The sequence below is a fragment of the uncultured Bacteroides sp. genome (assembly GCF_902491285.1).
Classification (GTDB): Bacteria; Bacteroidota; Bacteroidia; order Bacteroidales; family Bacteroidaceae; genus Bacteroides.
The window spans coordinates 1-11,459 of sequence record NZ_CABUHK010000118.1; the positions used below are offsets into that span (position 1 = coordinate 1).

General features: G+C 44.2%; 9 protein-coding genes. 3 read left to right on the forward strand and 6 right to left on the reverse strand.

The window, feature by feature from the left end:
• The coding region (locus RDN93_RS20295; RefSeq protein WP_308747174.1) for a DEAD/DEAH box helicase at positions 1–1,742 on the forward strand (1,742 nt) is incomplete at its 5' end.
• A 133-nt stretch (positions 1,743–1,875) separates the two neighbouring features.
• On the opposite strand, the gene RDN93_RS20300 is transcribed toward RDN93_RS20295, so the two are convergent.
• Genes RDN93_RS20300 through ruvB form a run of 4 tightly spaced genes read right to left on the reverse strand, consistent with a single transcriptional unit; the run spans position 1,876 to position 7,974 of the window.
• Positions 1,876–4,020 (reverse strand): S46 family peptidase, encoded by a 2,145-nt coding sequence (locus tag RDN93_RS20300; protein WP_308747175.1) that lies wholly within the window; start codon positions 4,018–4,020, stop codon positions 1,876–1,878.
• Positions 4,021–4,039: 19 nt separating this feature from the next.
• A complete protein-coding gene (locus tag RDN93_RS20305; RefSeq protein WP_308747176.1) occupies positions 4,040–5,395 on the reverse strand; it encodes a TIGR00341 family protein in 1,356 nt (451 codons plus the stop codon).
• Between the two features lie 2 nt (positions 5,396–5,397).
• Positions 5,398–6,894 (reverse strand): oligosaccharide flippase family protein, encoded by a 1,497-nt coding sequence (locus RDN93_RS20310; RefSeq protein WP_308747177.1) that lies wholly within the window; start codon positions 6,892–6,894, stop codon positions 5,398–5,400.
• Positions 6,895–6,939: 45 nt separating this feature from the next.
• Positions 6,940–7,974 (reverse strand): Holliday junction branch migration DNA helicase RuvB, encoded by a 1,035-nt coding sequence (ruvB, locus tag RDN93_RS20315; protein ID WP_308747178.1) that lies wholly within the window; start codon positions 7,972–7,974, stop codon positions 6,940–6,942.
• 139 nt (positions 7,975–8,113) lie between these two features.
• On the opposite strand from ruvB, the gene RDN93_RS20320 reads away from it, so the two are divergent.
• Together RDN93_RS20320 and ybeY are read left to right on the forward strand one after the other, a co-directional pair.
• Entirely contained in the window at positions 8,114–9,346 is a 1,233-nt protein-coding gene (locus RDN93_RS20320; protein WP_308747179.1) for a nucleoside recognition domain-containing protein, read from the forward strand.
• 16 nt (positions 9,347–9,362) lie between these two features.
• Positions 9,363–9,776: an rRNA maturation RNase YbeY gene (gene ybeY, locus RDN93_RS20325; protein ID WP_308747180.1), complete on the forward strand. Its 414-nt coding sequence runs from the start codon at positions 9,363–9,365 to the stop codon at positions 9,774–9,776.
• 143 nt (positions 9,777–9,919) lie between these two features.
• Here the strand turns inward: ybeY and RDN93_RS20330 are convergent, their stop codons facing one another.
• A complete protein-coding gene (locus RDN93_RS20330) occupies positions 9,920–10,345 on the reverse strand; it encodes a lipocalin family protein (protein ID WP_308747181.1) in 426 nt (141 codons plus the stop codon).
• 5 nt (positions 10,346–10,350) lie between these two features.
• Positions 10,351–11,459, reverse strand: a 1,109-nt coding sequence (locus tag RDN93_RS20335) for a prolyl oligopeptidase family serine peptidase (RefSeq protein WP_308747182.1), incomplete at its 5' end; no start/stop codon positions are given.

The window sequence follows — 11,459 nt, forward strand, 5'->3', positions numbered from 1 at the left end:
TCCAACAGATTGACGTAAAGAACAGAATTCCACAATCGCTTATCCTCTGCCCTACCCGTGAGCTTTGCCTACAGATAGCAGGAGATTTGAATGATTATTCCAAATACATTGACGGACTGAAAGTATTGCCTGTATATGGCGGTTCTTCCATTGACAGCCAAATACGCAGCCTGAAGCGAGGCGTGCATATCATCGTGGCTACTCCCGGACGCTTGCTGGACTTGATGGAACGCAAGACCGTTTCTTTAGCTACTATCCGTAACGTCGTAATGGACGAAGCGGACGAGATGCTGAACATGGGATTTACGGATAGCATCAACGCTATTCTGGCTGATGTGCCGCAGGAACGCAATACGTTGCTTTTCTCAGCTACCATGAGTCCGGAAATCGCGCGTATTTCAAAGAATTACCTGCGTAATGCCAAAGAAATCACTATCGGGCGTAAGAATGAAAGTACCAACAATGTAAAACACGTTGTCTACACTGTACAAGCTAAAGATAAATACGAGGCTTTAAAACGTATCGTCGATTACTACCCGCAGATATACGGTATCATTTTCTGCCGCACCCGTAAGGAAACTCAAGAAATCGCCGACAAATTAATGCAGGAAGGCTACAATGCCGATTCGCTGCATGGCGAACTTTCACAAGCACAGCGGGACGCTGTCATGCAAAAGTTCCGTATCCGCAACCTGCAACTGCTTGTTGCTACGGACGTAGCTGCCCGCGGTTTGGACGTGGACGATTTGACTCACGTCATCAATTATGGCTTGCCTGATGATACGGAAAGCTACACTCACCGTAGCGGACGTACGGGACGTGCCGGAAAGACCGGTACTTCTATCGCTATCATCAATCTCCGCGAAAGAGGAAAGTTAAGAGAAATAGAACGAATCATCAGCAAGAAATTCATTACCGGAGAGATACCGACTGCGGCAGGCATTTGCCAGAAGCAGTTGATTAAGGTTATCGATGACCTTGAAAAAGTAAAAGTAAACGAAGATGAAATCGCAGAATTCATGCCGGAAATCTATCGTAAACTGGAATGGTTGAGTAAAGAAGACCTGATAAAGCGAATGGTTTCGCACGAATTTAACCGTTTCGCAGAATATTACCGCCACCGCCCGGAAATAGAACAACCGACAATTGAAAGCCGTGGTGAACGTGCCGGAAGAGGTGACCGCAAAGAGGGCGGCTTCGAGAAGAGAAGCCGGAAAGCTGCTCCGGGCTTCAACCGCTTATTTATCAATTTAGGTAAAACGGACAGTTTCTTCCCCAGCGACCTTATCGGCTTGTTGAACAGCAATACACGAGGACGCATCGAATTGGGACGTATTGACTTGATGCAGAACTTCTCTTTCTTCGAAGTTCCTGAGAAAGAGGCTGCCAATGTCGTAAAAGCCTTGAATCGTGCCAAATGGAATGGCCGTAAAGTTGTTGTGGAGGTGTCCAGTGAAGAAGGCGGAAAAGGACGTGAAAACGGTTCGGGTGAACGCAAAGGTGGCAACCGGTTCGGAAAAGGAGAAGAACGTGCACCACGCTATGAGAATAAAGACAGAAAAACTAAGGATGTTTCTGCCAAAGGTTCAAAATCCGGAAAGAAGGAAAAACCAAGCCGTGCGGAACGCGGATACTCTGATGCCCGTGGTCCCAAAAAGAAAGATGACTGGCAAGAGTTCTTCAAAGACAAAGAGCCCGACTTCAGCGAGGAAGGATGGGCACGCAGAAAACCGAAAAAATAAAATTCCAACTACTATATCTCCCGGGATGATTTCCATTCAGCCCGGGGATTACCAAAGTTTAGCCCAAGGCTCATCTCATGTGAACCTTGGGCTTAATTCCTGTAAATACATATGTAAAACGACATGCGCTATTTCATCGGGCTATTTTCAATTCTTTAATCAGATTTCCCGCCTTTCCATATTTCTCCATAATAAAGAGCATATACCGCACATCCACTCCGATACACCGTTGCAAATCAGGTTCAAAAACAATATCACTGCTCATTGCTTCCCAGTTGCCATCGAAAGCCAAACCAAGCAATTCACCTTTGCTATTGAACATTGCACTGCCGGAGTTTCCACCCGTAATATCATTGTTGGAGATGAAGCAAACACTCATATCCCCTTGTTCATTGGCATATCTACCGAAATCACCGGAAGAAAGTAAATCAAGCAATTCCGGCTGGACGGCAAAGTCAATATCCCCGGCATGTTCCTTTACTTTTTCGAAAATACCTTTCACGGTTGTGTAATAGTCGTAAACAGCTCCATCAAAAGGCGAATAACCGCCCACCGTTCCAAAACTCAGACGCATGGTAGAATTAGCGTCAGGATAGAAGTTACGGTCGGCATACATGCGGCGCATAGCAGCATTGAACAGGCGTTCGCCTTGCTCTATCTGTTCGGAAGCTTCGGAGATACTTTGATTCATCTCGTAATATTTCACAATCAGGTCGAGACTTAAAGAAACAGCAGGGTCTTCAAATAGATTATAGGTAGTATCCCGCTCCAGGAAACGTTTCAAACCTTTTGGAGAAGTTATCTGGGACGTTGCATACAAAGAATCCACATAAGTCTGGATATCCCCGTTGTAAAGCGTATCTATCTTTTGATACATGGCAGGGAGATATTTCTTGCCCACTTTCGTCTGATACTCTTTCAACATAGCTGCAAAGACTTCCTTATCAATAGTCGTATCCAAGTTATCATATTTCTCCAACAGTTTCTTCATACGGCTTACCACTTGCTTTTCTTCCGCTTCAAAGTCGAAATTCAGAATCTCAAGTGCAAGCTGAACCAATTCGGGACCGTTAATAAATGCCTCACCGAAATAAGCCAGGGCACGGTTCGTTTCACGACGATTACCATAATTCAATTCCAAAGAAGAGAAGAGGCGAAGCAGTTTTTCCCGTTCTTCAGGATGCGACTGAATCCATTCGCGGAGCGCAGCCTCAGCAGCCCGTTTCTTTTCCAGGACTTTCAAATGTTTGATGGCTTTGTTAGTTCCGATGCTGTTCTTCCAATAATTAGAGCTTTCATCATATTTGGAAGCATATTTGATACGGATATCCGGCCGGCAGTCCATTTCCCGCTTCCAAACAGCCTGTTTCACCCCACGCACATCGATCATAGCCTGATTGATGCCATTCATCATTTCCTCAATGCCATATGAAGAAAGATAACGCTCTGTACTTCCCGGATAGCCGAGAGTCATACAAAACGAGCCTTCCTTATATCCATCCAAAGAGATAGGAGCTACATATTCGGGGTGATACGGAACGTTTTCAGGAGAATAATCCGCCGGTCCGTTCTTGCTATTAGCATAGATACGGAATACGCTAAAATCGCCAGTATGACGCGGCCACATCCAGTTATCCGTGTCCCATCCGAACTTTCCTACGGAAGAAGGGGGAGCGAATACCAGACGGACATCATTGTAATCCCGGTAAACAGAAAGCCAGAACTCATTCCCTGCATAATAAGCATCCACTATTCCGGTCAATGTAGAGTCCTTTTCCGAAACCTCCATGCCGATTACATTCATAATGGAATCGACAGCTACCCGGCGTTCAGATTCCGTTTTAGCATGCCTGGCGGCAGACAGTACCCGCTTGGTTACATTCTCCGTACGAAGCAGGAAACGGACATACAACTCAGGATTCGGCAGTTCTTCTTCAAGGCTGCGTGCCACAAAGCCATCTTTCAGATAATTGTGCTCCACCGAAGAATGCTGCTGGATACTGCTGAATCCGCAATGATGGTTGGTAAACACCAAACCGTCTTCAGAAACAACCACCCCCGAACAAAAGCCTCCGAAGCTGACTACTGCGTCCGCAAGACAGGGTTTCTTCGGATTATACAGTTTGTTTACAGGCATCTGTAAGCCAAGTTGCTTCATCACTTGTCCTGTCTGTTTGTTCTTATTGAGATTTCCCAACAACCACATCCCTTCATCGGCAAAAGCCTTTGAGAAGCAGATAGAAAGGAGTACAACGACGGTTAGTCTGCTGAATTTCATGCTATTATTTTTAGATTCATTATTCTGTAATCAGTCGCAACTGCTTGGCTCCTACACGGGCTTTCAGCCACTCGCTAATTTTTGCTTTCTCGGCAACAGACGGATGTCTGGTAAATTTCATCACAGCCAGTGTCACTGTATCTGTTTTCATCGAGTCCACACGTACCTCAAGAGAATGAGCGATGGAAAGTGTAGTTACAGAAGGGTAAAGCACCTTCAACTCAGGCACCAACGTACGGCTCATCGCATCGTACGTCCTATATTGCTCAAGCGTTGTTTCCAGTTGGGATATCTTCACCTTCTGCTCCTGAAGCCTCTGTTCGCTGTTCTTGTAGAAGTCTTCCATCACCATGGCGCGAATGGAAGAGACATCTACCGCTTCATTATTCATACCCTGCAATACTATCAATTTCGTATCTTCCAGCTTATACTCTTTCAGTTTACTACGAGCTATGGAGATGGAAGCATCCGGCACCTCAGACCCAATCAGCACAACACGGACTTCCTTATGTTCATAACTGATCTTTTTGTCAAGCACTTGTGTATTTTCAAATCCTAGCTGCTCACTGACAAACCGGTTGGCGGCTGCTTCATAGAAAGTACTTTTAATGATTCCATACGTCAGATAGACAGCCGGGCACATTGTCAGAATCACTATCAGAATGATATATTTACGTACTGTCTTCTCACGGGTTTTATCCACAAACTCTTTCCGTTGAAAATGCATCACACGGACCCCGATGAAGGTAGCCAGACTAATAAATACAGAATTGATGAAATAAAGATAGAAGGCTCCCAGGAAATAAATCAGGTTACCGGATGCTAATCCGTATCCTGCCGTACAGAGAGGCGGCATCAATGCGGTAGCGATGGCAACACCCGGAATCACGTTCCCTTTCTCTTTGGTAGAAAGAGCCACTACACCTGCCAAGCCACCGAACAGTGCGATGAATACGTCATAAATAGTAGGTGACGTACGCGCCAGCAACTCGGATTGTGAACCGGCAATAGGTGCAAGAAGGAAGAAAACAGTCGCCGTCGTCACACTGAAAGCGGTCGTAATAAGAAAACTCTTCAAAGAGCGCTTCATCAATTCGAAATCGTTCAACCCGACTGACAACCCTACCCCCATGATAGGTCCCATCAACGGAGAGATCAACATGGCACCGATGATAACGGCAGTAGAGTTTACATTCAGCCCGAGTGATGCCATAAAAATAGCAAAGATAAGAATCCACAGGTTAGCCCCTTTGAACTCCACTCCTTTGCGGATAGAATCGACCGTTGCCAACTCGTTGTCCTTATCCTTTTTCAAGTCCAGATATTCGTTCAGAAAGGACCTGATAGCGAATTTATTACGCTCATCTGTCTTCATGATTATTTCTTCTTTATAAATCGGTTAATAACAGGAATCTGGCTCAAAGGCAGATCCCGCTTGACAATATAACTCACAAACAGCAACAAGAGTACAGTACGGAAAGCAAGACGGAGCACAAGATTGGAGATAGGAACTTGTTCTCCAATCACATAGAGAACCGCAGCAAGCAGAACATAAAGTCCGATACTTTTCAAATCATAGTGAATCGGATATTTCTTCTGTCCTATCCAATAAGATAACAACATAATGACCCCATATCCGGCAACGGAAGCCCAGGCAGAAGCGATGTAGCCATAAGTAGGAACCAACAGAATATTCATCACTACGATAATGGCACAACCTATCAGAGAGAAATAAGCTCCCCATCGTGTCTCATCCGTCAATTTATACCAAAAAGAAAGGTTGAAATAGATACCTTTGCAGATTTCCGCAAGCATCACAATAGCCACGACTCCCAACCCTTCCCAATATCCTCTTGCCACCAGATAGCGCAATAAATCGAGATAGAACATCACAGCAAGAAAAGCCAGCAACGAGAATATAAGGAAATATTTCATCGCAGCCGCATACATTTTCCGATTGTCCCCTTCACGATCCTTGCCAAATACAAACGGTTCGTAAGCGTAACGAAAAGCTTGTGTAAACATCGCCATTACCATCGCAATCTTACTGGTGGCTGCGTAAATACCCAGTTGCACTAATCCTTCCTGGCGATCCTCAAAAAGGAACGGATAAATCATCTTATCCACCGTCTGGTTCAAAATACCGACCAAGCCGAGAATCAGCACCGGGAAAGAATAAACAACCATACGTTTCAGCAATGCCCTATCCAGTTTATAGGCAAAACCTCTCAGTTCAGGGATAAAGAAGAACATCTGGGCAACAGAGACAATCAGGTTACTGATAAAGATATATCCTATCAGATAACCGGGATCATAGAACCATGAAATGGATTCAGGACAATGTATATTCAGCCAGGGACATAACAGTAAGAAAAACAGGTTCAGCCCGATTCCGCCAACAATGGAAAGCAGCTTGATAGCCGCAAACTTTATCGGCCGTTTTTTATAGCGTAGATAAGCGAAAGGAATACACTGAAAAGAATCTAAGGCCACCACAACAGCCATCATCGCTATAAATTCCGGATGATTGCCATAATCCAGCAGATTGGAGATCGGCTGTAGGAACAACAGGCAGAGAAGAACGAAAATCAACGATACCCCGCCTACCGAAAGCAGAGAGTTGGCATATACCTTCATCGGATCTTCCCCCGATTTATTGGCAAAACGGAAGAATCCGGTTTCCATACCGAATGTAAGCAGTACAAGCATCAAGGCAGTGAACGCGTAGACATTCGATACAACCCCATACCCACCTGTGGAAGCCGGCAAAACAGCCGTGTACAACGGCACCAGCATATAGTTAAGGAATCGTCCGACAATGCTACTCAGCCCGTAAATTGCAGTATCTTTTGCTAATGATTTTAGTCCAGCCATGTTTGTTCAGGATTAGTGATTAATATGAGATGATATTGCTCCATATTAATCGTTAAACAACGTTTTTGAGTTACCACTATACAGGCTACGCCCCAAATGCCTATAAGCAAGTTCCGTCACCTCACGACCACGGGGGGTACGTTTCATGAATCCTTCTTTAATCAGGAAAGGTTCATACACTTCCTCAATCGTCCCCGCATCTTCTCCCAAAGCGGTTGCAATGGTAGTGATCCCCACGGGACCGCCTTTGAACTTGTCTATGATGGTACAAAGTATCTTGTTGTCTATCTCATCCAAACCATATTTGTCGATATTCAATGCTTCCAACGCAAACTGGGCAATATCCGTATCAATAGAACCCGAACCTTTCACTTGAGCAAAGTCACGCACACGGCGAAGCAAGGCATTGGCAATACGCGGCGTTCCACGGCTACGGGAAGCAATCTCCGATGCCGCACGCACCGAGCAAGGTACATCCAGGATAGATGCAGAACGACGGATGATATTACTCAGAATATCATCATCGTAATATTCCAAATGCAGGTTTATACCAAAACGTGCACGAAGCGGGGCTGTAAGCAGACCGCTGCGCGTAGTGGCACCCACCAACGTGAAAGGATTCAAATCAATTTGGATACTACGTGCCGAAGGTCCCTTATCAATCATAATATCAATACGATAGTCCTCCATGGCAGAGTAAAGATACTCTTCCACTACAGGCGACAGACGATGAATTTCATCAATAAAGAGCACATCATTCGGCTCAAGGCTAGTCAGTACACCCGCCAAGTCACCCGGTTTGTCAAGTACCGGACCGGAAGTCACTTTAAAGCCGACGCCTAGTTCATTGGCAATGATATTTGAAAGGGTTGTTTTTCCCAAACCGGGAGGGCCGTGAAGCAGAACATGATCGAGCGCCTCGCCACGCAAGCGTGCCGCCTTCACAAAAATGCGAAGGTTCTCCACCACCTTGTCCTGTCCGCTAAAGTCTTCAAAACTCAACGGGCGAAGTGCATTTTCAAAATCCCGTTCTTTTGAAGTCAGCTGATGTTCGCGTATGTTAAAATCTTCTTGTTCCATTTATTTCTTGAAAGTAGGAGACAAAGATAGAGAAATACATTTATTTTCAGTATAAGAAAGATGAATAAAAAAAGCCCGGTAGCATGAAAAGCAACTATAAAATATTACTTTTGCACTATCTATATACACGAAATCAACTATGGTTCTAAATTATATCTGGATAGCTTTCTTCCTTATAGCCTTCGTTATCGCCCTCATAAAAGTGATTTTCCTGGGAGATATGGAGATATTCACTGCCATCATGAACTCTACATTCGACTCCTCAAAGACGGCATTTGAAATCTCCCTAGGGCTTACCGGAGTATTAGCCCTTTGGCTGGGGATTATGAAAATTGGCGAAAACAGCGGGTTAATCAGTGCCCTGGCCCGTTTCCTGAGCCCGGTACTTTGCCGCTTGTTCCCGGACATCCCCAAAGGACATCCCGTATTGGGTTCTATCTTTATGAATATGTCCGCCAACATGCTCGGTCTGGACAACGCCGCCACTCCGTTGGGACTGAAAGCCATGAAAGAATTACAGGAGCTGAACCCAAAGAAAGATACAGCTTCCAATCCGATGATTATGTTCTTAGTAATCAACACTTCGGGACTTATCCTTATTCCCATCAGCATCATGGTATATCGTGCGCAAATGGGAGCTACGCAACCGACTGATGTATTCATCCCGATTTTGCTAAGTACTTTCATTTCTACTTTGGTGGGAGTTATAGCCGTCAGCATTGCCCAAAAGATAAACTTAATCAATAAACCGATTCTGATATTGATGGGTGTTGTCTGCCTCTTCTTCTCCGGACTGATTTATTTATTTATCAGCGTGTCCCGTGAGGAAATGGGGACTTACTCTACATTAATAGCCAATATCATTCTATTCGGGGTTATTATTCTGTTTATCCTGACAGGAATCAGGAAGAAAATCAACGTTTATGATTCCTTTGTGGAAGGAGCCAAGGAAGGATTTACAACTGCTGTACGCATAATCCCTTATCTGGTTGCTTTTCTGGTAGGCATAGCCGTATTCCGCACTTCGGGAGCGATGGATTATCTGGTAAGCGGCATCGGTTACGTAGTAGGATTATGTGGAGTCGATACAAGCTTCGTTGGAGCACTCCCCACTGCACTGATGAAATCACTCAGCGGAAGCGGTGCAAACGGGTTGATGATTGATACGATGAAAGAGCTGGGACCGGACTCGTTTGTAGGACGCATGAGTTGCGTGGTACGCGGAGCTTCGGATACTACTTTCTATATTTTAGCTGTCTACTTCGGCAGTGTAGGTATCAGTAAAACCCGCAACGCTGTTACTTGCGGCTTGATAGCAGACTTCTCAGGTATCATAGCCGCCATCTTAATCAGTTATTTATTTTTCTTTTAAATCATAACATTCAATTATGGCTGTAACTTATCAAACAGAAGGCGTAAAAATGCCTGAAATCAAGAAACGTGAGACTACGGAATGGATAAAAGCCGTAGCCGCTTCCTACGGGAAAAGACTCGGTGAAATCGCTTATATCTTTTGTTCCGACGAAAAGATTCTGGAAGTGAACCGCCAATATCTGCAACACGACTATTACACGGACATCATCACTTTCGACTATTGTGAAGGTGATCGTTTATCAGGCGATTTATTTATCAGCCTGGATACGATACGCACCAATGCAGAACAATTCGGAACATCCTATAACGATGAGCTGCATCGTGTCATTATTCACGGGATACTTCATCTTTGCGGCATAAACGATAAAGGACCCGGAGAACGGGAGATTATGGAGACTGCGGAAAACAAGGCATTGGCGATACGGTAGTCATAAACCATATTCCGTTGATGGCTCATTCTGATATACTATGACAGCATAACAAAAAGACGCCCCATCGTAACCACTACGACGGGGCGCTTTCATTAGCAACGTAATGCTAATATTAACACTAAATTATTTAAGAGAGAGATTTATTTCTTCTTGTCGGGAGCTACTTCCGGAGTAACTAATTTCTTGATTGATTTAGTATTCAGATACAAAAAAGCTAATCTCGGAGGTCCGTCCTGTGTGACCAACTCCAACGAATCAGATGTCAGTTTTCCGATACGTTCACGTGTTTTATACACTTCCGTCTTTCCATTATCTTCTTTGCTGAATCCTTCGATAATTAAATAGCCGTCTTTATCAATCTTCCAAGTCTTTAAATCTAAAGAAGGGATATTGACAGCAGAGCATTTTCCGCCTTTTTTAAACTCAAATCCTTTCAGTTCACCGGTAGACTTGTAGGTATAAGGATTACACCATTTACCAATAATTTGTTTCTCCACTTTGCCCTGTCCATAGCTGCTGAATGCAAAGCAAAACAGAGTCATAGCTGTAATTAATAGTTTCTTCATTTCATTTATTTTTCTAGTAAATCATATTTCTGGTCAATGCCACGTTCTCTCAGATGAATACCCTCTTTCATCCAACGTGGTTCTTTTGTTCCTTTCAGGTAATAGTCGAAGAACTGCATCATCCGGATAGTCCAGTCCTTCTGGGCACCTCGACTCATAACAAAATGCCCTTCACCTTTGTAATTCAACAACCATGCCGGACGTTGCAAACGACGCATAGCCAAATAAAGAGCACGACCTTGTTCATACGCAACGGCCTCATCCTGATCATTATGTAATATCAATAAAGGCGTATGTATCTTATCCGCTTCCAGAATTGCAGAACTTGCCAGATACTTATCTTTCGCTTCCCATAAGGTCTTTCCCATACGGCTTTGTGTTTCTTCGTACATAAAATAGCGTGGCAGCCCACTTCCGTTACGGATTCCCAAATATCCGGTCACCATATCAGTGATAGGAGCCGCAATATTGGCACAAGTGAAAATATCTGTCTTTGTCACCAAATATGATGTTTGATAGCCAGACCAGCTATGTCCCTGCAAACCAATTTTTCCGGGATGCGCTATCCCCTGCTCTATCAGATACTTTGTTCCGCTAACCACAGCATCATAACAACTCTGGCCGGGAGTCCCAACTGTGAAATGCACGTCCGGCATAAACACAATATAACCATTGCTGGCAAAATATACAGGATCTCCTAACGCGCTGCTCAATAAGGGTGCATGATAAATATTCAGCTCACCGGAATGGGTTTCATAAAACTGTACCAGCACCGGATATTCCTTTTGAGGATCATAATCTTCAGGCAAGTAAAGCAATCCCTTATTTTCTTTATTCTCATAATTAGTCCACTTCACCAGTTTAACTGTACCCCATTTATAATCCGCTTGTTGAGGATTGGCATTCGTCACTCTGACCGGATTTGAAAAGTCGGCTTTACTCCACCACAAATCTCGAAACTCTGTTATACTCTGACGATTCCAGACACAATACTTATGATTGTCGGAAAAACGATGTATGTTATATATATAAGGACCTTCCATCAGTTTCTTCAGACGTCCTTTCATATCAAGCTGATAGACACCCTCATCCATCGTATCTTTATCCCAAAGGC

Coding starts and splice junctions, on each gene's coding strand:
- ruvB (WP_308747178.1), bottom strand. CDS start 7,974: ATGGAACAAGAAGATTTTAACATACGCGAACATCAGCTGACTTCAAAA.
- ybeY (WP_308747180.1), top strand. CDS start 9,363: ATGGCTGTAACTTATCAAACAGAAGGCGTAAAAATGCCTGAAATCAAG.
- RDN93_RS20330 (WP_308747181.1), bottom strand. CDS start 10,345: ATGAAGAAACTATTAATTACAGCTATGACTCTGTTTTGCTTTGCATTC.
- RDN93_RS20310 (WP_308747177.1), bottom strand. CDS start 6,894: ATGGCTGGACTAAAATCATTAGCAAAAGATACTGCAATTTACGGGCTG.
- RDN93_RS20305 (WP_308747176.1), bottom strand. CDS start 5,395: ATGAAGACAGATGAGCGTAATAAATTCGCTATCAGGTCCTTTCTGAAC.
- RDN93_RS20300 (WP_308747175.1), bottom strand. CDS start 4,020: ATGAAATTCAGCAGACTAACCGTCGTTGTACTCCTTTCTATCTGCTTC.
- RDN93_RS20320 (WP_308747179.1), top strand. CDS start 8,114: ATGGTTCTAAATTATATCTGGATAGCTTTCTTCCTTATAGCCTTCGTT.